Raw genomic sequence first — 24,369 nt, 5'->3', positions numbered from 1 at the left:
AGCTCCTTCACGTTCGCGGCCCTTCAGTCTAACGGATGGCGCGGCGGGGAAAAATCAACACGTCAAACGTTTTAGCAACGTAGCGCCGGTCGCACGCTGCCGACCGCACATTATAGAAACGGACCGCAATGGATTCTCTCAACGATTTGAACGAGCGTGTTGACGCTTTTGTCGCCACCAGCTCCTTCGACACGCCCGCCGCGACGAACGACCAAGCCCCCATCGATGTTCCCGCCGAGGTTCACGAGGACATCGTCGCCTCGGTCGATTTCTCAGAGGTTGAGCTTGCGGACGAATTTACCGAGCCCCAGGTGGCTGTAACCCCCAGCGGCCTTTTGCCCATGGAGCCGCTGCCCATCGACGGGCGCCTGCGCAAGGCGGCCCTCCGCATGCCCGATGAGATCGAGGAGGCCAGCGGCTTTACGCTCTTTGGACGCCGCATCAAATCGCTCATCTATACCACCGACGTGGCGGTCATCCGCAACTCCAATGCCGACGCCGTGTTTGCCGTCTACCCCTTCACGCCGCAGCCCGCCATTACGCAGGCGCTGCTGACTGTTGCCGAGTGCCCGGTCTTTGTGGGCGTTGGCGGCGGTACCACCACCGGTAAGCGCTCCGTGCAGATGGCGGCCGTCTCCGAGATGCAAGGCGCGGCGGGCTGCGTGGTCAACTCCCCCGCTACCGCCGAGATGGTCGAGCACATCACCAACATCGCCGACATCCCCGTCATCGCCACGGTCGTTCGCTGCGATGACGATGCCCACGCCAAGGTGCGCGCCGGGGCCAAGATCCTCAACATCGCCGCCGGCAAAAACACACCCCAGGTCCTACGCGAGCTGCGAGAGCACTATCCCAGCCTGCCGCTCATCGCACCGGGTGGCAAGACGCCCGAGAGCATCCGCGAAACCATCGCCGCCGGCGCCAACGCTATCATCTGGACGCCGCCTTCGGCCCAGCAGCTGCAAACCGACATGATGGAGCGCTACCGCAAGATGAAGGAAGACGCCACGCCTGTCATCTCGCGCGACGATGTGCCCATTATCGACCAGGTCGCCGCCGCCGAGGTCAGCCAGGTCGAGAACATGAATCCCGACGTGCCGATTCCCGACGAGGTCATCGAACGCGTCGCCTCGATCCACGATCATATCGCGGAGCGTCGTGCCAACCGCGGACTCAAGCCCTCGCTACACGGTTTCTTCTTCCGCGGAAAGAAACGCTAGCAAAACATCTTGGCCCGCCCCGCAAACAACGGGACGGGCCTTTTTCTGTTATCAAATGTCAGGAGGACAGGCGTAGCCGTTAAAACCGTCAGCCAGCCCACAAACGTTAGTCCACGCGCTTGTCGCCCATAAAGAAGAGCGCCACCGTACCAGGTCCGGTATGCGAGCCAATCAGAGTACCGATGTCATTAATCTCAATCTTGCCTTTAAGCTGCGGAACCTGTTCCTCTATCAGCGCCGCAACTGCCTCGGCATCCTCGCGACACGCCGAGTGCGACATGATGCACTTACCCGAATAATCCGCACCGCCCTGCACGTGTGCCATCATGGTCTTAGCCATCTCGGAAATCGCACGCTTCTTGGTGCGAATCTTCTCACGCGGCGCCAGCTCACCTTCGCAATCGACCGTCATAAGCGGGCAAATCTTGAGCGCCGTGCCGATAATCGCGCTCGCGGCCGAAATGCGACCGCCGCGCAGATAGCTCGACAGATCGGTCGAGAAGAACCAGTGGTGCAGGTTGAGTTTATGCTCCTCAATCCAAGCGGCCGTCTCGTCGAGCGAAGCGCCGCCATCGCGAACGTCGGCGGCACATTCCGCCAGCAGGCCAAGGCCCGAAGACGCCGCCAGCGAATCGATGACGCGCACCTTGCCGCCCTGGGGATAGCGATCCGCGAGCATCTGCGCCGCAACGCAGGCCGATCCATACGTGCCCGAAATACCCGACGACAACGTCAGGTGCAGCACGTCTTTACCCTCGGCAACAAGCGGCTCCCAAAACTCCTCGTACTCACCCACGCTCACCTGAGACGTCTTGGGCATGGCGCCCGCGGCAATCTGAGCAAAAAACTCGTCCGGCGTAATCGACTGATACAGATCGTCCGTATAGACAACATCGTCGATCTCGTAATGAAAACACACGACAGGAATATTGCGCGACGCAAAGAACTCACGGGTTCGATCGGCGGCGGATTCACAGGTCAGGACAAAATCACTCATATGAGGCTCCTTACTCATTGCTGCGCAAATTATCGCACAGCATGCGTGAATACGGTACAAATGTCCGTTATTCACCAAATTGAACCAAAGGTAGTGAACATCTTTACCGTCATCATCTCTAGCGATCCCGGAGGTATGCGCCTGCAAAAACGACCCTACGTCTCCACTCAACCGCCACATCTACCTCGACTAAATCGATTTAGCAAACCGTTCGGCCAACAATTCAATCTCCTAACCCCAATCGAAACAAAAGCGGCGCATACTGATAAACGTTTGGCGCTGTTTATCAGTTTTACCAACCACATCGGAAGGTGTTTCATGGTCGCATTCGATCGCAATCCGCAAGACTTCAAGTATCTGCGCCTGCTGTCGAGACAGTTCCCCACCGAGCAATCCGCATTCACCGAGATCATCAACCTCTCGGCCATCCTCAACCTGCCCAAGGGAACCGAGCATTTTATGAGCGATGTGCATGGCGAGTACGAAGCCTTTATGCACATCCTCAACAACTGCTCGGGCGTCGTGCGCGAGCATGTCGACGAAATCTTTGGCGACACGCTCTCCTTTAACGAAAAGGGCGAGCTGTGCACGCTCATCTACTACCCGCGCGAGAAGATCGATCTGGTCCGCAGCCGGCACGAGGACTCGCCCACCTGGTACAAGACCATGCTCAACCAGCTCATTGTGGTTGCCCGCTCGCTTTCGAGCCGCTACACCCGCTCCAAGGTACGTAAGGCCATCCCGCGCGATTACGCCTACATCATCGACGAGCTGCTGCACACGCATCCGGACGAGAACAACTACCGCGTGCGTTATCACGAGCGCATTATCGAATCCATCTTGGAGACCGCCAGCGCCGACGACTTTATCGAGTCGCTCGCCTCACTCATCAAGCGCCTCGCCGTCGACCACCTGCACTTGGTGGGCGACATCTTCGACCGCGGCGGCGGCGCGGCCAAGATTATGGACCGCCTGCTCACCTATCATTCGCTCGATATTCAGTGGGGCAATCACGATCTGTTGTGGATGGGCGCCGCTGCCGGCGAGCCTGCCTGCATCGCCACGGTGCTACGCAACAACCTGCGCTACGGCAACTACGAGATTCTCGAGAACGACTACGGCATCTCGCTGCGCGAGCTTGTCGCCTTTGCCAACGCCACCTATACCGCCGGCGAGCCCATCAGCCCGCTCATCAAAGCCATCAACGTTCTGCTCTTTAAGCTCGAGGGCCAGATTATCCAGCGCCACCCCGAGTTCGACATGGCCGACCGTCTTCTGCTCGACAAGGTCGATCACGACACCGGCACGGTCACCCTCGCCGACGGCAGCGTGTGGCCGCTCACGACCAACGACTTCCCCACCGTCGATCCAGCGGACCCCTACACGCTCACGCCCGAGGAACAGCACATCATCGACAAGCTCGTGTCCGAGTTTGTCACCGCCGATCATCTGCATCGCCACATCGATTTCCTCTATACCCACGGCTCCATGTATAAGGTCGCCAACGGCAATCTGCTGTTCCACGGCTGCGTACCGCTCAACGAAGACGGCACCTTTAGCAGCATGAACTGCCTGGGTACCTGGCACGCCGGCCGCGATTATTTTGATTTTTGCGACTATATCGCCCGCCGCGCCTGGCGCGCCGGCGACCGCGATGCCCTCGACTGGATGTGGTACCTGTGGATCGGCTTTAACTCACCCGCCAGCGGACGCGTGGTGCGCACCTTCGAGCGCGCCTACATTGCCGACAAGAGCACGTGGGTCGAGCCGATGGACCCGTACTACACGCTCACCACGTCCTCGTCCGTTTGCGACGATATCATGCGCGAGTTTGGCGTCGCCCCCATGGCCTGCTCGCCGACGGGCCATATCATCAACGGCCATACGCCCGTCAAGACCACCAAGGGCGAGCAGCCCATCCGCGCCAACGGAAAGCTGCTGGTCATCGACGGCGGTTTCTGTCGCGCCTACCACCCCAAAACGGGCATCGCCGGTTACACGCTCATCTCGAGCTCGCGCGGATGCCGCCTTAAGTCGCACCAGGCCTTTACCACTGTTGCCGAGGCGCTCACCCGCAATGTCGATATCGAGAGCGAGACCAACCGCTTTGACGAGGCCGACCGGCGCCGCATGGTGAGCGACACCGATACCGGCGTCAAGATTCGCAGTCAGATCCAAGACCTGCGCCAGCTCCTCGATGCATATAGAAACGGTGCTATCGAGGAGCGCGCCTAGCCCCGTCTGCGGGGATTGGTTAAACTTGCTGGGTTTGTCATCCCCGCGGCGCCCCGGCGCCACCCTAAGGCAGGTACCATGCAAAAGCTCCTTGCGCAGATCATAAAGTTTGGCGTCGTCGGCGTCGTTGCCACCGTCATCGACTTTGGCATCATGAATCTGCTCCACTACGGCCTGGGTCTCAACATCTTGATCGCCAACACCAGCGGTTTTATCGTCTCGCTCATCTTTAACTACGTCGCGAGCATGAAGTACGTGTTTGCACACAAGGAGGGCATGAGCCGCCGCCGCGAGTTCATCATCTTTGTCGTGCTATCCGTTATTGGCCTGGCGCTCAACGACGGCATCGTGCTTGCCCTCAACGCCGGCCTGGGCCTCGAGGCCAATATCGCCAAGATTTGCGCTACCGCACTCGTCATGGTCTACAACTTTGTAACGCGAAAGATCTTCCTAGAGGGCGAGCAGACCAAATAGCTCGGCCTCCTCGTTGCACTACGGGGACCTGCGGATGACGCGCGTCGAGCGTTGTTTATTCGTGGGCCTTGCTCGTTTACGGGAAGATTTGCAGCGTTTGCGGATTACCTCTTGAATATTTGGCGAGTTCGTATAGTTCTTGCCAAAGACCTTACGTTTGCCATGCAAAAGCTCTAAAGTATCTCGTTGCTCGTTTCATCAACGCATTGGATGTGATTACGTGCGTAACGCGCTGGCACAACCTCATACCAAGCAGTTCCTCAAGTTCGCTGTCGTGGGTCTTATCTCCTTTGGCGTCGACTGGGGTATGCTTATTGCGCTCGTCGAGCTGTTCCACCTCGACTTTTTGATGAGCACGACGGTCTCGTTTACCACGTCCGTCGTGGTCAACTACTGGCTCAGCATGAAGTACGTGTTCGACCATCGCGAGGGCATGAGCCGTAAGCGCGAGTTCACGATCTTTACCATCCTGTCGGTGATCGGTCTGGGCCTCAACGACCTGTACATGTTTGTGGGCGTCACGTTTTTGAGCATCGGCTACCAGGCCATGAAGGCCATCGCCACGTTCCTGGTCACCTGGTACAACTACTTTAGCCGTCGCTTTTTCCTCGAAGGCGCACGGTCGTAGTCAGCCAAACATAATCTCGCTTCGCAGCCGGTTGGAATTCTCGTTCCAACCGGTTTTTTGTTTGCAGAGTCTGCCGAGGAAGGCGGGCTACGGTGCATGAATGGGACGCAGTTTCCCCATGAACGCCGTTCCGGAAAGTGTATCCCAGATTGCAGCCTCAGAATGGGACGCAGTTTCCCGCGGACGCCGAAACGGAAAGCGCATCCCGTTATCGATGTCTAGAACGAGATGCGCTTTCCCAATGGATGCTGATGCGGAAACTGTGTCCCGGAATTCACCTTCAGAGTGGGATGCGATTTCCAGTTGAGCCTCGATTGGGAAACGACGTCCCATTCGCATAAAGACGGGCGGCTCGGATGTTGGTCCGAACCGCCCGTTTGGCATGTTATGTCAAGGCATTTAACCCGTTACGTAATACCAGACGACGCTGTCGCCATTGGAGAGAACGTAGTTGCTGCACGCCGTGTTGGGCGTTACGCCGTTGACAGAGTACATCCAGCCGCTTGTACCACCGTGCTCCTTCTCGGCCAAACCACCGATAGCGGCGACATACGTGCCGTACGATGAGCCGTGCGCATTTACGGAAAGGCCCAGGGCGCACAGGGCATCGTAGGGGGTAGCGCCCTCGTTGAAGGTGAACGTACCGCCAGAAGACACCGGGTTACCCACGGCACTCGACGTCACAGAGACCGTCACGGTAACGTAGCCAGGCTGCTGCGAGCTGCCCTGATTGCCAGCAGAGGCGCTGTCGCCGTTGGATACAGACCCACCGCCAGACACCGAGCCGCCGCCCGAAGAGGAGCCGTCAGAAGAACTCGATCCACCAGCGGATTCGGAGTCCTGTCCGGCAGACGCGTTGTTGGACTTCTTGCCGCCCTTGCCTTCGGACTTCTTCTCTTTCGAATCCTTGTCTGACTTCTCGTCCGAAGACTCGGAAGCGTCCTTGGAATCCGATTCATTCGAGTCCTTGGACTCGGAGTCCACAGCGTCAGAAGACGAGGAGCCCGCTGTCTCCGTCTTGCGAGAGGCGATAGAGCCAGAGTCGGCAACGTTCCTCCCCGCCACGGCCCGAGCGATCCAATCGATGGACCAGGCACCGCTGGCGGAAGGGTGAACAAAGCCCAGCGAGACGACAATCAGCGCGATGCAGACGGCCGTCAGAGAGCCAAGCAGCGCCTTGCGCCGAGAGGCGGACGCCGCCGAGGCGGCGCCCTTTTGCTTAGCATCGTCGAGCTGAATGAACGACGAGTCGGGTTGCTTGGAGTCGGCGTCCTGAGGTTTATTGGACACAGCTCTCACCTACCGGCGCTTGGTAAACACGAACACGCCAATGACCGCAAGCCCGATCATGCCGGCCGCAACACCAACAATGGCGAGCGGGTTGAAGCCAGACTGCTGTGCCAGAGCCTCAGCGGACTTCTTAGCGGTAGTCGCGGCAGCCGAGCCCGTATCGGACTTGGAGCTGGACTTGCTGGACTTCTTGTCAGACTTCTTGCTGTCCTTCTTGTCGGACTTGTCGGAATCCTTCTTGGAATCCTTGCCGTCCTTGGTCTCGGTCTTGGTCGTGGTGGATACCGGCTTCTGGCCCGGAGCAACAGCACCGCCAGTCTGCTGGCCATTTGTGCCGTTACCGGAGCCAGAACCAGCCCCGGCATTACCCGAGCCGCCATTGGAGCCGCCATTGCCGCTATTGGAGCCAGAGTCACCGTTGCCGCCAGGGGTAACGGCATTCTTGGTCCACTTAGCGTAGAGCGTCATATCGGCCGTCACCGCAGCGCTAAAGTCATACGCCTTGGTGCAAGCCTCATCGGTATACCAGCCACCAAAGGTGTAGCCCTCACGCGTCGGATCGGCCGGCTTGGCGACAGAGCCGTTGGCGGCCGTAGTCTGAAAATCGACCTTGGACCCCTCGCCGGCATTGAACGAAACCTTAACGCCAGCATTCAGCTTGAACAGCGCGCCAGAGTCGTTGATGTAGTACAAGTTGCCCTGGGCATCACAAGCGATTGGCGAGTCACAGTAGTTGTTGTGTCCTGCTGCACTAAACACACCAGAAGCCTCAGTGTCACCCAACTTGTAACGATATACGCCACCGCCCGAGGTGTAATTGCCTTGGGCAGTGGTCCCACCATAGTTGACGGTGAAATACACGTAGTAGGTCCCATCGGCCTGAGCACTCACCAGCGGAGCACCCTTGATGCCACCAGCAGGAAGCGCAGTGCCATCAGCAGACGAAACCAGCGTCGTGGCAAAGTCGTCGGCCGGATCAATAATCGCTAGCGCAGAGCCGCCAGCAACCTCGCCGCCAACAATCAGCTTGTTGCCATCATACGACGTAGGCGCACACGCGCAGCCGGTAAGGCCAAGGTCAACTACGCGCTCCTCGGTAATTCGCGAAGCGGAATCCGCATCGCGTGAGTCGCCATCAGAAATCGCCAACACGTGCAGCTTGCCGTCGCGCGAGATGAGATAGGCATGGCTGCCGTCAGCCGAAAGCACGCAGGTGGAGTTGACAATCGCCCCAACCGAAACGCTGCCGAGCACATCGCCCGAAGACTTGCTGAGCATCTCGACGGTACCGGCACTGGTGGGAACCAAGACAAAGTCATCACCCACCGTAGCGCCTGTCCAGTAATAGCCCTCATTGGCATTGACATGCTGCCAGGAAACAGCACCTGTCAGCATATTAATGCGCGTCAGGTGGCCGTTGTTGTACGTACCCGATCCAAAATCGACATCAACGGTACCAACATAGAGATAGTTGCCATCAACCGTCATCTGAGAATTCGACTGGGCAACGTCGCTCACCGCATCGGTAATCCAAACTGTCGTAAGAGCATCGGCAGTCAGGGCCTGAACCGCACCGCCATTGAGCGGGACGACAACCAAACCGTTCGCATAAATCGGGCGCGAGGTATAACCGACCGCAGCCTTAAGTTTCGACTCGGCAAGGACCTTGCCCGACTCGGCGTCAATCTTTAGCAAACGCTTGTTGACGGCAAGATACACGTTGCCGTTCACGACAATAGGCTCGCTCGCGTTGGGATACGCCGAACCGGAATACGCCTTCCAATCGAACGTCCAGGAGCTCGCTAGCGCACCCGTAGGCGTCGAAACGTTCTCGACCGCCGCATTGGACTGGCCGTCCCAATCGGACTTCCAATCGGTCGGACGCGGGGCGCTCGGATCGACTACGACCTCGTCGGGATTAGGCACCGTGTCGCCGGCAGCATAGGCCCAGACGATCGTGTCGCCCGATTTGACAACGTAGTCGCTATCGATTTGGGGTCCGGGAACACCGTTAACAAAGAACGACCAAGCGCCGGCCAACTTAGCGCCGTCAAGCGGAGAGACAAGGCTGTGAACGCCCCAGAAGCCCAGCTGATCGTACATCTCGAACTTGATGCCCAAAGCATCAAAGTAGGCGGCAGTGGCGTCCTTAATCGTCGTGCCCTCAACAAACACCTGCGTCGAAGGATCGGTCCAGCGCTGCGCCTTATCGTCCTTCTTGCCGATGATCTCCATCGAGACGGAGACCTGACCGGGCATGGCGCCATCGGAACCATAGACCCAGGTAACCTCGTCGCCGGCCTTAAGCGTGTAGTTGCCGGCGCCAACATTGGCCATCTTGCCGTTAACGAAGAACTGCCAGGACTTCCAGGTGCTTTCGTTAACCTGTACGGTCGAAAGCTTCACGCTCTTATTGAACGGAGAAGTCAGCGAATTGAGGAACCAACCATACGAACCGGTTTGAACGTCGGCGCCAATGCCGGCCTGCTTAAAGACCTGCTCGGAAAGATCGGCGGCAGTTGCGCCCTCTTCCACCAGTGCAGTCGTAGGCTGCGCCCACGTCTGCTGGGCACCCGAAGCGTCCTGACCGATAACGGTGCAGCTTACCGAAAGCTGGTCGGTGGGTGCAGCGTCACCGTACTTCGAGTAGCACCAGACGACGGAGTCGCCCGCCTCGAGGGAGTAGCTGCCAGCGCCCACCGATGCGGCGACACCGTTAATGAACAGCTGCCAATACGCGCCCGTCGCTGAATCGTACGCAAGAGTGCGGCCTGCATCGAAAGGCGACGCAATGGAGTTGAGCACCCAGCCCCAAGAGCCATTGGGGTCGTAGTCGGCCTTGAGACCGGCCTGCTTAAAGAGCTCTTCGGAAAGATCGGCGGCCGTCGAGCCATTCTTGAGCGTGTACTGCGTCGCGGCAGCCCACGTTTGCTGTTTGCCCTTGGCATCGACGCCGATAACTGTGCACGTCGCCGTAACCTCGGGATCGTTTAGACCGCTCGTGCCCACGACCGTCAACGTTGCCGAGACATCCTGGTTCGCAAGCTTGGCATACGTGGCATTGTCGGGATAGCGCTCAGCATAGCGAGCGAACTTCTCGCTCGTCAGGCGCGAGGAAACGACAACCTTCGTGTTGTACTGCGGCTGCGTGACCTTCAGGTTCTCTGCGGAGACAATAGAGCTGTTGCTCGACTTAAACAGACGCCAATCCTGCCCGGACATCGCGTCATAGCCAGGCAGATCGACCGGAACAATACCAGGGGACGTCGAATCGGTCGTTGCCTTGTTGTAGCTCCAGGCAAGGTTGCCGTCGGCATCGAGATACGCCTTCTGGAAGGCGTGCATGTCCGCCGAAACGGCATTGGAGTGCTGGCCATTCAGAATGGCGTCAGCATAGCCGGCCTTCGCCTTTTCCATAAGAGAAAGCTCGGCATCGAGCTCACCCTGGTCCTGCGGAGCAATCGCTAAATCGAGGGTCTTACTAGCCGTGACCTCGGAGTTCGACTTGTCGGTCACCGTGAGGGTAATCTTGGTGTTTGCAGCCTTGGCTCCGGGCAGCGGCTGGTAGACCGTGCCCTTGTAGCCGTTGAACGTAATGTCATCGGTGCTGGCAGAGTACTTGACCTCGTAATACTTGCCGTCGATATTGAGCGTGCTCGTGCGCGGCATCTGCAGGTCGGCGGTCAAGCCGTCCTTGTTGGCGACCACGTCGGTGCCGGAGTACTTGATATTATCGTAGGTAAAGGCCGCATCGACCTTCTCCTGGAGCGCCTTCTTGTCGGCGTTGACTTTCTCGGGATCACCCTTAACCGTCACGACAAAGTCGTGCGAGCCGGCAAGCTTGATGTCGCCGCTCGTAACCGTAACCTTAGCGGTCAGCGTCACGTCTCGATCGCTCGATGCGCGCGAAACCTTACCTGTCTTATCTTCCCAGCTATAACCAGAAACAAACAGGCGATCGGTGTCGGAGCTTGTCCATTCAACAGAGAATTTCTTTGCGGAACCCGCCTTGTACGGAAGCGTGACATTTTGGGTCACGCCATCGGCGGACTCGCCCGCCGCGTAGCCAATCTGCAGGGATTCGGCAGCACTGTCAAGAAGGTCTTGCAGCTTAGCCTCGTCCCAAGCAACCTGCACCGTCTTGCTGGGCTGGTAATACACGGTCTTGCCATCGCGCGACAGCTCAAACACCACATCGGCGCTACGCAGACCGTCGATGTTGTAACCGGTGTAGTCGTTGGGGTCGATGTAGAAGAACGTCACATCGCCGTTGGTCTTATCCTGGGCGTCGGAGATGCCGACCGTGGCCTTAGCATCCTCGGCCTTAAAGAGCACGCCACCCTCGGAGACCTTAACGTCAACGTCGGTAAATCCCAGATCGGCAAGCTGCGCCTTCAGCGCGTCGTTAACGTTGCCGCCCTTAGCGCTGTAATCAACGGAGATCTGCTTATTGGAATCGTTGAGCTTTTGAACTGCGGCCTCAAGAGAGCCTGCGGCGATCACGGGATTGGCAGAGACGAGCTCGACCATCGAGCTGCCGCTCGTGGCGACAGCCTTCAGATACTTGCCCGCGGCAGAAGCCGAAACCGTCGCCTCGGCGCCCGACATATCGGGCAGCAGCGTCCAGTCGGCCGCCGGAGCCTTCGCGTCGTCGGCCGCATACCAGGCAACAGTCGCCTGACCGGTGACGTCGATACCGTTGGTGGCCGAACCGTCGGCGCGCTTAGCCTGCGCCGTCGCCTTAACGCTATCTCCCGAGACGAGATGGGTCGAATCACTATTGATCTGCGGCGTAGTGGTCACGCGCAGCAGGTTATACTCCCCCGCCGCGGTAACGCTATCGGGCGAAACCCACTCAACGGTGTTGTCGAGGGCGTTCGCCGTAACTTTGATGCGCTTGCCAACAAGCGCGTCCGAAATGGTCAGGCTGCCATCGGTCGTATCGATGCCGTCGGTGAGCTCGGTCCAATCGGCATCGCCCTCGCCCTTGGCATACCACGCCATGGTGAGCTCGGCATCGTCGGGCACGTCCTTGGTCGAGCCCGACCAGCTACCCGGAACCTGCACGCTCGGTGTGATCTTTGAGCCCACGCTGAGCGTAACGTTCTTGTCGGCAAGCTCAATGCCTGCCAGCTTGTACTGGCCCTTAAGCGTTACGGGACCGAGCGGAGCAACGGACTGCGTACCGTACGAGCTCTTCTTCTGCGTGCTGGAAACGGTATTTTCGCTCGTCACCTTCACGCGCAGGTACTTGCCAGCATAGGTGGCGTCAACGGTATAGGTCGCTTCGGTGGCACCGGGGATATCGGTGTAAGCGGAGTCATAGCTCGAGCTGGTATTTGCATACTGCCACTGATAGGTCACATTGTCGGTACGTTCGATATAACTGTAGTTCGAGCCGTCCTTTTTGCGTACCTTGGTCTTGAGCGTATCGCCCACGTGCACGCCATTGGTGGCGGGAGAGCCCTCGAACTGCACGTCGTAAAGCTCAACTTGGCCAGCGACGGAGACAGGACCCGCCGCATAGTACGGCTTCTGCTCGCCATAGCCGCCGTTGGCCTTGGCCACGACGTACCAGCCCTTAAGGGCGGCGGTCACCGTCAGGGTGTTACCGGTCTCACCCTCGATAGGCGTGTTGCACGAGCTGGCGGTATTCGACTTGCCCTTGTACCACTGCCACGTGACATGCGAGTCGGAGGTAACGTCGGTGGAATCCACCTTGGCGGTCGCCGTAATCGTGGAGCCAACCTCGACTTTGCCTGAAGTCGGGCTCATAGTCACGCTCGTGACATTAATTGAACCGGCAGCAGCAACGAGAGCACCCGTCGAGTTGGTCAAGCTCGAAGAGCCGATCTTCGAAGACACTTTACACTTGAGGTACTTGCCACCCAAAGCGTCGGTAAGCTCGAGAGTCTCACCCGTGGCGCCCGCAATGTCGGTATACGTGCCACTCTTGGTGTCAGAGCACTGCCACTGATAGTTGAGCTTGCTCGCGTCGATAAACGTCGAGGAGCCCTTCTCCTTGGCGCGAGCCTGGGCGGTATCGCCAACCGCGAACACGGAGGTGTTGGTCTTGGGATTGATGAGCGAAACCGCGTAGACGTCCACTGCACCGGCCTGTTTGACCTTGCTGGAAGTGGTCTTGCTCACCGTGTTGACGCCGGCAGTGGCCTCGACCTTAATGTACTTGCCCTCGAGGTCGTCGCCCACCACGAGCGTAGCGCCCGTCTCGCCCTCGATCTTGGTGAAGCCCGAGGACTGCGAGGTGGATGCGGACCACGTGTAGGTGACCTTGGCGTCGGAGCCTGCGGGGCTCGACCAATCCTTGTACGGCGTCGCCGTAAGGGTATCGCCTATGCTCGGCCTGTCGCTATTCAGCTTGACGCTGTAGAGTTCCATCTGCCCGGCACCCAACACGGGACCGGGGATGAAGTTGGCATTGATACCCGAGCCATCAGAAACGGACGGACCGTAGTAGTCCTTACCGTCCGCGGTCACCTTGCAGATGAAGTATTTGCCTTCCATCGCGGCGGTGACGGTGAGCGACTGCTCGTGGCCTACGACCTCGGTGTAGTCGGCGACATTGCTGCTGGCCCTGGTCGTGCCGGCGAGCCAGGTGTAAGTCCAGGTGCCAGGATTGGAGACGGAATAAGCCGAACTGTAGTAGTCGTCCTCATCCTTATCGTACATATTGGCCCAGAGCGTATCACCCGCATTGAGCGCGCCGGACTTCGTGGAATACGAGTAGTTCTCATCCTTGGTGTCCTGGATGCAGACCCTGGCCACGCTGGAAAGCGTCGTGGCAGAAGCGGCAGCGGCCTTCGGCTCGCCCTGCTCCGAAGCGACAGCGGGCATCGCGGCGGAGCTGTCAGACTCAGTCGCGTTGTCTGCAGCGGTGTCATCGCCATTCGCGGCACTCGCAGTTGCGCCCTGATCAGCGTCGGCGCCATCGGCAGCAGCGCTTGCCGCCGCGCTGTTCGCGCCGGCGTCGGCAGTGGCGCCTTCGGCCGCCGCGCCCTCGCCGGCCGTCGCAGCCTGAGCCACAGACTCGGCAATGCCCTCGGCGCCCTCGGCCCAAAGTTGCGCCGGCGTGGTACCAAAAGCCATGGCAAAAGCCAGGAACGCCACCAGACCGCGCTTGGCTATGCCGCGGGCAATCGCTCCATGACGACGCCACGAGGCGCGCTGGCACTCGTCCTCAAACATATCCATTTGTCTCCTACTGTCTGCACCTGGAGCATTGCCCAGCGGCTGCCCCACGTCATCGCGCATATTGCGCTCGAGTACCCCCATCGGGGTCCCCCCTTCCCTCCAGAGCCCAACGCGTACCGGCGGCATGCGTCGCGGCCGCGTACAAGATGGGAGGCGATCCGACTTAACCTTACCGGCCCGGGCACGCCGTCCGATCTGCGGCGCGGCCATCCCGGGCCAAGAGGAATTACGGTTACTGGTACAGCCGGGGACTTGCACCCCGATTCTCCCAAACGCGCAGGAAAACCGCGCATTCGTGCGTCTCCGCACCACCATCTAGGCCATCGATTATTACTGTCAATATGGTAGCACGCAAAAGGGCCCCGCACGCAGGCGAAGCCCAAGGTAAAAGCTATGGTTTGCGATAGGAAGGACTGTCGTCGGACCTTGCAAGAACAGCCCGTTTCAAAACTATGCCGGTTTACGGGGCTAATTCAGCACTTCGCAACCATATCTGCCATTTTCGAAAACCAACGACTCATCTACCTGCGGTTTTAAAAGCGCGAATTTCGGTATGCTCGAGGTTCGGCGCTCCAGCCCCGTAAACCGGCATAGTTTTGTTCGGACCAGCCCACGCCGGCGCGACGCAAGGCAAAATGATCCGTTTTCCTCCGTCCCCCAGGGGCCATTAACGCTTGCCGCCGTGACTGTTACGCCAGATCTCGCGGCCCAGCATCAGCGCCAGCACCAGCGCGCTCACGTAGCCCATAAAGCCAATGACCGGGATACCGAACACAACCGGCTCGATGCGCGCGTAGTACACCACCGACGAGCCGATAAACAGGCCGGCGATCACAATTGCCATCGACATGCGGTCGATAATTCCACCCAGCTGTCGCAGCGCCTTATCGCTGCTCATGATCTGCGTGTTCACCTTAAGCTGGCCGCGCGTGAGCATGCGCGACGCCAAGCCCAGATACTCGGCCGCCTCGAGCGAGCCTTTTGCCGCGCGATAGCTGCTCGCGGCAAGATCGTGCCCCATTTCGCGGACGCGCGCATAGGTGCTCTTCTCGTTTTTGATGTGCGTCTGGATGATCTGGATCATGTTGACGTCGGGCATATACTCGGTCAGCAGACCCTCGAGCGTCACCATGCCACGGGCGAACATCGTCACCACGCTCGGCAGCTCAACGTCGTTTTTGCGCGCCAGATTTAACAGCGAGGTCAAAAACTCGCCGATATCCAGGTCCTTAAGATCGAGCCCTGCAAAGTCGGCGACGATAAAGTCCAAGTCGGACAAAAAGGCCGAATGGTCGAGCTCGGCAGAGTCGCCGCGCGTCACGGCAAAGCGCATAAGCGAATCCTTGAGCTTGGGAACGTCGCCTTCGGCCACGGCGAAAATCATGTCCTTAACGATACCGCGGTCGTGACTCGACATGCGCCCGACCATACCCAGGTCGATAAAGTAGACGATGCCGTCTTTGAGGATGATGTTTCCCGCATGCGGATCGGCATGGAAAAAGCCATCATCGAGCACCTGCGTCGAGTAGTCCTCGACGATCGCGGCGCCAATCTTTTCCAAGTCATAACCCTCGGCTACCAGGAGCTTGGGATCGGCAATGGAGATGCCGTCAATGTAGTCCATGACCACGACGTGTTCGGTGCAAAGGTCCAAGTAGGATTTGGGACACGAGACGCCATGCACGCTTTTGTGGAAGTCATAGAAATCGTTGAGGTTTTTGGCCTCGGCCAAAAAGTTGGTCTCCTCGCGAAACGAGGTCCACAGCTCTTCGACCACGCCATGCAGGTCCACAAACTGATCAGTGTTGACGAACTTGGAAACGATGCGTACCACCGAGCGGATGATGTCGATATCCTGAGCCATCACCTGCTGCGCACCGGGGCGCTGTACCTTAACGGCCACGTCCTCGCCAGTCACCAGACGGGCGCGGTGCACCTGCGCGAGCGACGCGCTACCGAGCGGGTTGGGGTCAATCGCGTCGAATATCTGCCCCAGGCGCTGGCCGTATTCCTCTTCCAAACAGCGGAGCACTACCTCATACGGCACCGGCTCTACGTCGGAGCGCAGACGGCGCAGCTCGTCGCAAAACCGCTGCGGCAAAATCTCGGAGCGGTTGGCCAGAATCTGCCCCATCTTAACGAACATGGGACCGAGCTCTTCGAGCAGACGACGCAGGCGCACCGGCGTAAGGTTGTCCCACACGCGATACTTTTTGATCAGGCGAACGATCTGCCCAATGCGCTCACGACGACCTGCCGGCGTGAGCTGGTATTCCTCGTCCGGCGCCATCGCGTCGGGCTCCTCAGGGACCATATCGACAGCGCGCGGCTTCTTGCGAGCGCCCGAGACGGCGGCCTCGACCTCGTCGACAACCGCCGCCTCGTCACCCAAGGGATCTTGATTGTTGTAATCGGTGGTGGAATCTGCCATCTGCGCTGCTACTCGGCCTCTTCGGCATCCTCTGCGTCGTCGGGCTCAACGGACTCGACGGGCACCGAGGTCACGTTGTCCTCGACCGAATCGACGATGTCGCGCACATGGGCCAAAAATGCCGTGCGCTCGGGGGCGGTCATGACGCGCACGCGGGCGAGGATGAGCTCGTCGAGCACGCGCTGGGCCGCAGTCTCGCCCTGCATGCCCAGGCGCTCGGTAAGGTCGGAGATGGTGCCGCCGGCCTGCTCGAACATGTCGGACACGCTGCGGGCGATATCGGGGGTGCCGGCGTCCTTGCGCACCTGCTCGCCCTTGGCATTGAGGTCGTCGAGGACCTTCTTGCCGCCCTCGACGGCAACGGCGGCGGCGCCGAAGCCCACGTTGATGGCACCGTTAACAAGCTGATCGAATTTCATAACCATGGTTGGCTCCAATCGTGAACAACTTCATTGGCCTACTTGTACCCAAGATTGAGCAAACGACACAAAATCGTTTGTCACCGGGATAGAAATCGAGCGAGGCAAAGCCTTTGACGGCGTTTGCCTCGCTCGTTCGCTGCAATGTGGCTTTTACCTAATGTTATCGTTCATCGCGAAGGAATTCTTCATGGCACAGCTCGTGGTGTAGAGCACCTTGCCCAACAGGGCATCGGTCTCCACGCGCACAAGCTCGGCAAAGGCCTCGTTGGCGCGGGCGAGCTCGGCGGGCACCTCAGCCTCGGGCAGTGCGGCTACAACGGCGTCGACGTCGTGAATCTGCTTGTGGCCCATGCCGCCAACCTTCTCCTGATAATCCTCGACCGCGCGACCGCACTCATGGAAGCGGACATCGGCCAAGGCGCCAATCAGGCGATTTGCCCAATAGAAATTCTCGGACGTCACGCGAGCCTGCGTGTCGGCATAGTACTCGGGCATGGTCTCGACATTGGCGTACAGCGGCACAAGCGCGTTAAACGAGTTGGAGCCAAACGCCATCCACTGCACGGCGCGATACGCCGGCTGCGCATAGGGGCGCAGCTGCAGCACGGCGAGCTGGCTGTTGCGGTTGATGCCGATGGGACGATAGGCGCCGCGCGTGGCGGGCGTACCCTTGCTGCCGTAGCAGTCGTACTCCGTGCCCTGGTAGTGGCTCGAAAGCACGTACTTGATGTCCTCGAGGGTCACCTTGCGCTCGGGCACGCGGCTCCAGGGAATGTCATCACTCTCGGGCGTGTAGTCGGCGTCGGGACCGTCCCACACATCGCTGGGGTTGAGGCAGCGCTGCATGTACCAGGCGCGCGGCGTGTTGTAGACGTGGTCGCTGTCGCTGTGCGAGCCAAAGGCCTCGCGCGGGTTAAAGACCGCGGCGGGACCGTCGCCCTTAACGCCCAGCATCAGGTCCAGATGCCACTCGGCCATCCAGGCGCGTAGGTCAGCCGAGCACATGTGGTCGACCTGCGCGCCCTCGGCGTCGTCCAAGTCAAAGCTGTCGATACCCAGCTGGTTGGGCATGGTCACATAGGCGTCGTCGGGCACGCGCTTGGCGATCCAGTGGTGGCCGCCGATGGTCTCGAGCCACCAGATCTCGTCAACGTCGCTAAAGGCGATGCCGTTGTTCTCGTAGGTACCGTAGCGCTCGAGCAGGTCGCCCAGAATGCGCACACCGTCGCGGGCGGACTTGGCATACGGCAGCACCAGGGTCACCATATCCTCCTCGCCCAGACCGCCGGGCTGCGCCGGCGCATAGCCGTCCTCGCCCTCGTTACCCTTGGCGGGCACGTAGTCCACGAGCGGATCGGCGCCGCGGACGCGCTCGTTGGTGGTGAGCGTCTCGGTTGCGGACATGCCAACATTGAGCTCATTGAAGCCGGCCTCGGCCCAAATGCCATGACCCGGGACAACGTCGGGGACGCTTGTGTAACGCATGGGGTTGTCGGGCAGCTCAACGGTCAGGTGGCTCAGGACACTCGTGTAGACACGCGGCTGCTCGTCGGGATGCACTACGCGCATGCGCTTGGGCTCAAATACCCCATTGGGCGAGTCCTCGTTGCGGGCAACCAGCGTCGACCCGTCGTAGCTCGCGTTCTTACCGACCAAAATCGTTGTGCACGGCATGCGCATCCTCCTTGAGCGAAAAAATCAAACGGCAACAGTGTATCGCTTCGGTGCAAAAAGGGCGAAACCACAGCCTCGGCAGCCCCCGTGGTCAAAAGCCTATTTCGATGCGCGCTCGGCCGCTTCGATCACGTGTTTGGCGAGAATCGCGGTGGTCACAGCCCCCACGCCGCCCGGCACAGGCGTGATGGCGCTAACGACCGGCTCCGCAGCATCAAAATCGACGTCGCCGACCAGCTTGCCGGCGGCCTCGTCCCAGTTAATGCCCACATCGATGATCGTCTGGCCCTCGCGAACCGCATCCGCGCCAATCGTGCGCGCGCGTCCAACTGCCGCAACCACAACATCAGCCGCACGACACTCGGCAGCAAGGTCGCGCGTGTGCGTATGGCACGTCGTCACCGTGGCATTGCGAGCCGTAAGCATGGCGGCAACGGGACGGCCAATCACCAGAGACCGACCGACGACCGCAACCTTGGCCCCATCCAGCTCAACACCGTAATGGTCCAGCAACGCCAACACGGCCTCGGCCGTGCAAGGAGCAAAGCCCTCGCCTCGTCCCGAAAGCGTGGTAAGTAGCGAGGCCGGCGTCATGGAGTCGACATCCTTGGCGGGATCGAGTGCCGCGGCAACCGCATCCTCGTCAAGCCCAGCGGGCAGCGGGCGAAACACTAGGCAGCCATGAACGGCGGGATCGGCATTGATGTCCTTAATAGCCGCCAGCAGCTCATCCTGCGAAGCATCGGCAGGAAGCAAAACGCGGCGAGCCTCAATGCCAGCCTTTTCACAGCGCTTGAGGGCGCCGCGCTCGTACGATAGATCGTCCTCGCGCTCGCCCACACGAACGATGGCCAGCGTCGGCACAACGCCGCGTTCGCGCAGGACTGCGCAGCGAGCAGCGAGTTCCTCGGTCAAAGTACGGGCAACGGGAGCACCTTTCAGCAGCTCTGCCATGACTATCCCCTCTTCCTGGCTGCGTCGGCGGCACGGCGCGCCAGCGCATCGGCACGCGGCAGCCACGTATCCAGCAGCTCATCGCACGCCGCCTCGAGCTCCTCGGCGCGCGCCCGGTCTTTCATAGACGTAGTGTTGGCAAAGAGCGTCAGACTCGCGCCCTGCATGGCGGCGCGGCAGAACACGGCGCCACAAGCCACGTCGGACAGCAGCTGGCGCGACCCCTTGTCCGCCATGTCCTCGAGCAGCGCCAGCGCGCGCCCGCAGGCATCCATAATGCGATACGGTGGCATAGCCGCCACGTGCAGCGCATCCTGAATCGCAGCCGGTCGAGCCGGATCCTCGCGCGAAATACCGTACGCCGCGGACACCTGCCCATAGGCACGAACGTCCTCGGCGACCAACTCGACAAGTTCCTGCGCCAACTCATCCGCCCGGGCAAACGCGTGCGCCAAATCGTCCGCTCGATCGGCAAGCGCGGGATTGGTCGACCCATAACGAGCGACCATCCCGCACAGCGAGGCGCCCAGCGCGCCCACAAAGGCGCTCGCGCTACCGCCGCCGGGAACCGGCTCGCGCGCGGCAAGTGCCTCGGCAAATCCGCGACAGGTTTTATCCATCATCTCTTGGCTCATCGAAACACCTCTGCCCACCGCGCCGGCCACCACGGGCCGCACGCATAATAAAAAATGGGACAACGACGCCAGGAAGCAGTTGTCCCATTCATCGATCTTGTCCAAGCCAGTCTAGCCCATAAGACAAAGGCTGTCAGGAGCTCTGGCTATCAGTGTTTCCGATTGCCGGCTATAGGCACGGGCGCCTAGTCCACCTGGAACGTCGGCAGCAGCGTGTCGATAATCTTCGACCCCATGTCGCGGTTTGCAGTCGAATACTCCAGATGCGCCGTGGCAATCGTCGAATCCGTGACGATCGTCTTTTCGTAAATGATCGTGTCGCCCTCGCGCCACGAGACCACGTACCAGTTGTCGCCCTCTGCGGTATAGAGGTCGGCCTTGCCCGAGGTGTCCGCATCGACGAACATCTCGTGTGCAGTTTCGTCGTTAATGTTGACGTAGCCAAACAGGTTGATCACAAAACCCGTCTCCGGATCCTCATACCTGGCGCCACTGCCGCTGGGAGTATCTTCCATCTCAAAGCGATTGGGAATCGAAATGCTATAAGGATGCATGTCGTTCGTGTACGTATACACGTCGGTTAGGTAATCGTCCGAATCGCCCGAGCCGTAGTATGCCGATTCGTCCTCGGGAACGGCCTCGTCATCCGACGACGAAGACTCCTTGGCCTTGGACTTGTCATCCTTCTTCTTGGCAGAAGAATCTTTCTCGTCCGAAGACCCGGTATCGATCACCGAAATCTGCGTGTCAGAGCTCTTGGACCCGTTAAGCATCGTGAGCGCAAACACCGTGCCGCCCCCGAGGAGTACCACGGCGGCACACGCCACCGCGATAATGACCGGCGCCTTGCTCTTAGGCTTTTGAGGCGCGGGCGCGACCGGCGGCATCGACTGGGTCAGGCCCGGGGCAGAGGAAGGACCAGCGCCCGTAGGCGTCGGCGCGGAGCCACCCGCCAGCGAGGCCCCACAGTGCGTACAAAACGTCGATCCATCAGGCACTTGCTGTCCGCATTTTTGACAGAACATCGTTCGACCTTTCGTGGTTTAGCTTTTGTCACAGCCAAGTCTATACGCCCCCACCCAGAGCGCTGTTGCGCAACATGAAAAAGCCGATGCCGAGCCGTGCCGCCCCATGCGCCTGCCCCAAACATGGGGCACATGGCCCACCTTTCGAGACTCCCCGGCAGCACAAACTGGGGCATATCTATAAGTAAGGAACCCGTTGGGGCACGGCCACTCAACGGCCGAAAACTAAGAACGGAGGTATCGCCGCACCACACACAACGACATCCGCCACGCTTGCGAATAGCAACATACACCAACGGCTCCAACAACCCGCGGCGCCGTGATGTCACCGACAGACAAGGAGGACGCCACCATGAAGAAAAAGACCCTATCGATCCTTTCCCTTTGCATCGCCCTCTTTGCCGCACTCGCCCTTGTCGGCTGCGGCGGGAACGCATCGGGCGGGGGCAGCAGCGCATCCAAGAGCGAGGGCAAGGAAAAAGCTCCCGTCGCCAAGAAGACCGACTTTATCTGGTTTAAGGTCGAGATGCCCGAGGGCTTTGCGTAAGCGACTCCGCTGGCAAGAATGCCGACAGGGTCCAGCTCACCTTCCCCGAAGACAAGAACGGTTCGGCCGATCGCTTTATCCCCGTTTGGAAAAAAGCACTGACGACAGAGGAATCCCACGCCGACCAGGCAGAAAAGAAAGGTGATACGTTCCAGTGGAAGGATGGCGGGTCCGTCGAGTATAACGGCAGGACGTGGCTCGTCGGAACGTACGAGGACAACAGCGGCGTCTCAACCCTCCTCTTTACCGACGTTGAGCCGGGAAGCGTCTACGTCCTCATCTCGAACTTCGATCTGCATAAGAAAGAAGCCGAGGCGCTCCTCAACTCCATCGAGTTTCCCGATGACATGGCGAAGGCAGTTGCCGAGGCACGCGAAGTTGAGATTTCGAGCATCGAGATCAAGCATTAGGGGCTCGCACGCAGCATCGCATGCGCAGTCATTAAATGATTGGACGCCCAGCCAGGGGAGGGCCGACGGCATCGGCCCTCCCCTCTTTTGCGCCCGGACATATTGCCACTTGCCGGCGCAAATCCGGCCCTCAGAATGGGACACATGGCCCACCTGAACGAGCCGCTCGCGCGTACAGTAAAGGCAGGTAATCCATGGGCGGTTACAGATCGAGGAGGACACGACCATGAAAAAGAAGGGCTTTGCGATTCTCACCCTCTGCATAAGCCTCTTTGCCGCAGTTGCCCTGGTGGGCTGCGGTGGCAGCGGCGGCGCTACCGGCAGTGGCGGTGGCGGCGGCGCAGAAAAGCCAGCCGTGGATATGAGGACCGACTTCATTTGGTTTAAGGTCGAGGTCCCCGAGGGCGCCGAGATCACCGACGTCGCAGGCGACACCGCCGATAGGGCCCAGTTTAAGTTCACCGAGAGCGAGCACGCCAGCGATCGCTTCATCCCTGTCTTCGACTCTGACAAGAACGCCGACGAGCTGTTCGACTACGAGGCCAAATGGAAGGCCAACTCCGGATGGACCGAGAGCGACCCCGTTAAGTACAACGGCAAGACCTGGCGCAGCGCCTACTTTACGCACTCGGGCGGTGTGACGACCGAGTACTTCACCGACGTTGACGGTGGCAGCGTCTACGTGCGCATCGACAACGTCGAAGAGCACAAGGACGCTGTCGAGACCATGATGAAGTCCCTGGAGTTTGCCGATGACATCGCCAAGGCCAAGACCGAGGCCATGGACGTCAAGCTCGACGATATCGAGATCAAGCGCTAAAGCTCCAACGGCATGCAGCAGCGCCGTTTTAGCTCAGCCGGGATGCAAGGTGTGACTCCTTGCATCCCGGTTTTTTGTGTTCGAAAGCGCCCGGTCACATCACCATATTGAGCACGTTGACGAATTCCTGCGCCTGGGAGCGGCTGCTGGGGCTGAAGGTGCAGGCGGTCAGCAGCCTGTTACTGTGCCTCTGTTGTCCCTAGCATTTCATTCTAGTAGCCACGAGACCCTTTCGCGAAGGCCTCCGACGACGTCGCAGTTTCTGTCCCCGCCAGGCTTTATGATAATCGCCATTAGCCAGCCTTAGCCATTAAGCAGCATCCCTCAAGAGGAAAGTGGGAGATACGAATGGGCACACCAAAACCGTCTTTGCGCGACTGCATCTATGGGCTCGCCGTCGGCGACGCGCTGGGCGTTCCCTACGAGTTCAGGCCCCGCGGCACGTTCGAATGCACGAACATGATCGGCTACGGCACGCACGGGCAGCCCGCCGGCACCTGGAGCGACGACACATCTATGACGCTTGCTACCTGTGACTCGATTAGGGAGCTCGGGCATATCGACACCGCGGACATGCGCGACAAGTTCGTAGGCTGGATTGCCCATGGCGAGTATACGATTGACGGTGTTTTCGATTACGGCGGCACGACCGCTCGAGCCCTGCGCACCGGCAAAGGAGGCTCCGGCGAGCGCGACAACGGCAACGGTTCGCTCATGCGCATCGCGCCCCTGGCGTTCACCGATGCGACAGGTGAAGAGATCCGTGAGGTCTCTGCGATCACGCACGCTCACAGAACGTCGACCGAGTCATGCATCATATTTGTTGAGCTGATGAGAGACGTGCTGAGCGGCGCGCTCCCCGAATGGGCACTCTGTCTGAAAGATGTACCCGAGCACGAAATCAGATCCGGCGGCTTCGTGCGCGACACGCTTAAGGCAGCCACCTGGTGCTTCGTCAACACCAGCAGCTACGAAGACTGCGTGCTTGCCGCCGTCAACCTGGGCGACGACGCCGACACCACCGCAGCCGTCGCAGGCGCCCTCGCCGGCACGGCCTACGGTATCGAGGCAATTCCACGGGAGTGGATCGATACTCTACGAGGGAAGGATCTGATTGAGAGCTGCTTGTTTTAGATCGCGGCGGCAACAGAAACAAGCCAGGTGGCATCATGGAGAGGAAGATCGCGAATATAGACGAGTTCCAAGTAGACGAAAACGGGATTCCGCTATTTCCAGCAGGGCTGAAGGAGGAAGAAAACCTTTACGTCCTCCCCGACGGGCGTTACCTCCCCTGCGGGGTCTACCGGACCGAAGATGGCGGCTCACTCATTTATGAGCCGTTCGAGCTCAGCACCTTCGGGCAAATGCTTGCCCAATTCGAGGAAAACTAGAGAC

General features: G+C 59.7%; 18 protein-coding genes. 8 read left to right on the top strand and 10 right to left on the bottom strand.

From position 1 onward, the window contains the following. Positions 1-128 precede the first annotated feature (128 nt). A complete protein-coding gene (locus ACTQ05_RS01190) occupies positions 129-1,220 on the top strand; it encodes a hypothetical protein (protein WP_441537771.1) in 1,092 nt (363 codons plus the stop codon). A gap of 106 nt (positions 1,221-1,326) precedes the next feature. On the opposite strand, the gene ACTQ05_RS01185 is transcribed toward ACTQ05_RS01190, so the two are convergent. After that, positions 1,327-2,217: a DegV family protein gene (locus ACTQ05_RS01185; protein WP_441535688.1), complete on the bottom strand. Its 891-nt coding sequence runs from the start codon at positions 2,215-2,217 to the stop codon at positions 1,327-1,329. A 318-nt stretch (positions 2,218-2,535) separates the two neighbouring features. Here ACTQ05_RS01185 and ACTQ05_RS01180 point away from each other — a divergent pair, with 318 nt between their 5' ends. The 3 genes from ACTQ05_RS01180 (at position 2,536) to ACTQ05_RS01170 (ending at position 5,554) form a co-directional block, all read left to right on the top strand. After that, positions 2,536-4,452: a fructose-1,6-bisphosphatase gene (locus tag ACTQ05_RS01180; RefSeq protein WP_441537770.1), complete on the top strand. Its 1,917-nt coding sequence runs from the start codon at positions 2,536-2,538 to the stop codon at positions 4,450-4,452. A 78-nt stretch (positions 4,453-4,530) separates the two neighbouring features. After that, positions 4,531-4,926 (top strand): GtrA family protein, encoded by a 396-nt coding sequence (locus ACTQ05_RS01175; protein WP_427728966.1) that lies wholly within the window; start codon positions 4,531-4,533, stop codon positions 4,924-4,926. A 220-nt stretch (positions 4,927-5,146) separates the two neighbouring features. Next, on the top strand, positions 5,147-5,554 hold the full coding sequence (locus tag ACTQ05_RS01170; RefSeq protein ID WP_370450581.1) for a GtrA family protein: 408 nt from the start codon (positions 5,147-5,149) through the stop codon (positions 5,552-5,554). A 399-nt stretch (positions 5,555-5,953) separates the two neighbouring features. On the opposite strand, the gene ACTQ05_RS01165 is transcribed toward ACTQ05_RS01170, so the two are convergent. The 8 genes from ACTQ05_RS01165 to ACTQ05_RS01130 form a co-directional block, all read right to left on the bottom strand. Then, on the bottom strand, positions 5,954-6,844 hold the full coding sequence (locus ACTQ05_RS01165) for a DUF4430 domain-containing protein (RefSeq protein WP_441537769.1): 891 nt from the start codon (positions 6,842-6,844) through the stop codon (positions 5,954-5,956). A 9-nt stretch (positions 6,845-6,853) separates the two neighbouring features. Continuing rightward, on the bottom strand, positions 6,854-14,056 hold the full coding sequence (locus ACTQ05_RS01160) for a DUF4430 domain-containing protein (protein ID WP_441537768.1): 7,203 nt from the start codon (positions 14,054-14,056) through the stop codon (positions 6,854-6,856). A 667-nt stretch (positions 14,057-14,723) separates the two neighbouring features. Continuing rightward, on the bottom strand, positions 14,724-16,487 hold the full coding sequence (locus tag ACTQ05_RS01155) for an ABC1 kinase family protein (RefSeq protein WP_441537767.1): 1,764 nt from the start codon (positions 16,485-16,487) through the stop codon (positions 14,724-14,726). 8 nt (positions 16,488-16,495) lie between these two features. Continuing rightward, positions 16,496-16,912, bottom strand: a complete 417-nt coding sequence (locus ACTQ05_RS01150) for a hypothetical protein (protein WP_154515830.1) — start codon at positions 16,910-16,912, stop codon at positions 16,496-16,498. 147 nt (positions 16,913-17,059) lie between these two features. After that, entirely contained in the window at positions 17,060-18,583 is a 1,524-nt protein-coding gene (locus ACTQ05_RS01145) for a C69 family dipeptidase (protein ID WP_441537766.1), read from the bottom strand. 99 nt (positions 18,584-18,682) lie between these two features. Further along, positions 18,683-19,537, bottom strand: a complete 855-nt coding sequence (locus ACTQ05_RS01140; RefSeq protein ID WP_441537765.1) for a bifunctional 5,10-methylenetetrahydrofolate dehydrogenase/5,10-methenyltetrahydrofolate cyclohydrolase — start codon at positions 19,535-19,537, stop codon at positions 18,683-18,685. Between the two features lie 2 nt (positions 19,538-19,539). Further along, positions 19,540-20,172, bottom strand: a complete 633-nt coding sequence (locus tag ACTQ05_RS01135) for a cyclodeaminase/cyclohydrolase family protein (protein WP_441537764.1) — start codon at positions 20,170-20,172, stop codon at positions 19,540-19,542. 185 nt (positions 20,173-20,357) lie between these two features. Further along, on the bottom strand, positions 20,358-21,197 hold the full coding sequence (locus tag ACTQ05_RS01130) for a zinc-ribbon domain-containing protein (RefSeq protein WP_441537763.1): 840 nt from the start codon (positions 21,195-21,197) through the stop codon (positions 20,358-20,360). Between the two features lie 352 nt (positions 21,198-21,549). Here ACTQ05_RS01130 and ACTQ05_RS01125 point away from each other — a divergent pair, with 352 nt between their 5' ends. Continuing rightward, entirely contained in the window at positions 21,550-21,744 is a 195-nt protein-coding gene (locus ACTQ05_RS01125; protein ID WP_441537762.1) for a hypothetical protein, read from the top strand. Between the two features lie 230 nt (positions 21,745-21,974). Here ACTQ05_RS01125 and ACTQ05_RS01120 read toward each other — a convergent pair whose 3' ends face one another. Continuing rightward, a complete protein-coding gene (locus tag ACTQ05_RS01120) occupies positions 21,975-22,151 on the bottom strand; it encodes a hypothetical protein (RefSeq protein ID WP_441537761.1) in 177 nt (58 codons plus the stop codon). A 229-nt stretch (positions 22,152-22,380) separates the two neighbouring features. Here ACTQ05_RS01120 and ACTQ05_RS01115 point away from each other — a divergent pair, with 229 nt between their 5' ends. From ACTQ05_RS01115 to ACTQ05_RS01105, 3 genes are all read left to right on the top strand, one after another. Further along, on the top strand, positions 22,381-22,974 hold the full coding sequence (locus ACTQ05_RS01115) for a hypothetical protein (RefSeq protein WP_441537760.1): 594 nt from the start codon (positions 22,381-22,383) through the stop codon (positions 22,972-22,974). A 348-nt stretch (positions 22,975-23,322) separates the two neighbouring features. Next, positions 23,323-24,108, top strand: coding sequence for an ADP-ribosylglycohydrolase family protein (locus ACTQ05_RS01110; protein ID WP_441537759.1), 786 nt, complete (start codon positions 23,323-23,325; stop codon positions 24,106-24,108). A gap of 35 nt (positions 24,109-24,143) precedes the next feature. Continuing rightward, the gene (locus ACTQ05_RS01105) at positions 24,144-24,365 is read left to right on the top strand and encodes a hypothetical protein (protein ID WP_441537758.1); all 222 of its coding nucleotides are present in this window, start codon (positions 24,144-24,146) and stop codon (positions 24,363-24,365) included. Positions 24,366-24,369 lie beyond the last annotated feature (4 nt).

It is taken from the genome of Collinsella sp. LCP21S3_A9 (assembly GCF_052118785.1).
Lineage (GTDB): Bacteria > Actinomycetota > Coriobacteriia > Coriobacteriales > Coriobacteriaceae > Collinsella.
The sequence above is the reverse complement of the archived record's forward strand: the minus strand, read 5'-3'. Positions and strand labels throughout refer to the sequence as shown.

Coding starts and splice junctions, on each gene's coding strand:
- ACTQ05_RS01130 (WP_441537763.1), bottom strand. CDS start 21,197: ATGTTCTGTCAAAAATGCGGACAGCAAGTGCCTGATGGATCGACGTTT.
- ACTQ05_RS01190 (WP_441537771.1), top strand. CDS start 129: ATGGATTCTCTCAACGATTTGAACGAGCGTGTTGACGCTTTTGTCGCC.
- ACTQ05_RS01155 (WP_441537767.1), bottom strand. CDS start 16,487: ATGGCAGATTCCACCACCGATTACAACAATCAAGATCCCTTGGGTGAC.
- ACTQ05_RS01180 (WP_441537770.1), top strand. CDS start 2,536: ATGGTCGCATTCGATCGCAATCCGCAAGACTTCAAGTATCTGCGCCTG.
- ACTQ05_RS01125 (WP_441537762.1), top strand. CDS start 21,550: ATGAAGAAAAAGACCCTATCGATCCTTTCCCTTTGCATCGCCCTCTTT.
- ACTQ05_RS01150 (WP_154515830.1), bottom strand. CDS start 16,912: ATGGTTATGAAATTCGATCAGCTTGTTAACGGTGCCATCAACGTGGGC.
- ACTQ05_RS01120 (WP_441537761.1), bottom strand. CDS start 22,151: ATGCTTGATCTCGATGCTCGAAATCTCAACTTCGCGTGCCTCGGCAAC.
- ACTQ05_RS01105 (WP_441537758.1), top strand. CDS start 24,144: ATGGAGAGGAAGATCGCGAATATAGACGAGTTCCAAGTAGACGAAAAC.
- ACTQ05_RS01145 (WP_441537766.1), bottom strand. CDS start 18,583: ATGCCGTGCACAACGATTTTGGTCGGTAAGAACGCGAGCTACGACGGG.
- ACTQ05_RS01140 (WP_441537765.1), bottom strand. CDS start 19,537: ATGGCAGAGCTGCTGAAAGGTGCTCCCGTTGCCCGTACTTTGACCGAG.
- ACTQ05_RS01160 (WP_441537768.1), bottom strand. CDS start 14,056: ATGGATATGTTTGAGGACGAGTGCCAGCGCGCCTCGTGGCGTCGTCAT.
- ACTQ05_RS01185 (WP_441535688.1), bottom strand. CDS start 2,217: ATGAGTGATTTTGTCCTGACCTGTGAATCCGCCGCCGATCGAACCCGT.
- ACTQ05_RS01115 (WP_441537760.1), top strand. CDS start 22,381: ATGAAAAAGAAGGGCTTTGCGATTCTCACCCTCTGCATAAGCCTCTTT.
- ACTQ05_RS01175 (WP_427728966.1), top strand. CDS start 4,531: ATGCAAAAGCTCCTTGCGCAGATCATAAAGTTTGGCGTCGTCGGCGTC.
- ACTQ05_RS01110 (WP_441537759.1), top strand. CDS start 23,323: ATGGGCACACCAAAACCGTCTTTGCGCGACTGCATCTATGGGCTCGCC.
- ACTQ05_RS01135 (WP_441537764.1), bottom strand. CDS start 20,172: ATGAGCCAAGAGATGATGGATAAAACCTGTCGCGGATTTGCCGAGGCA.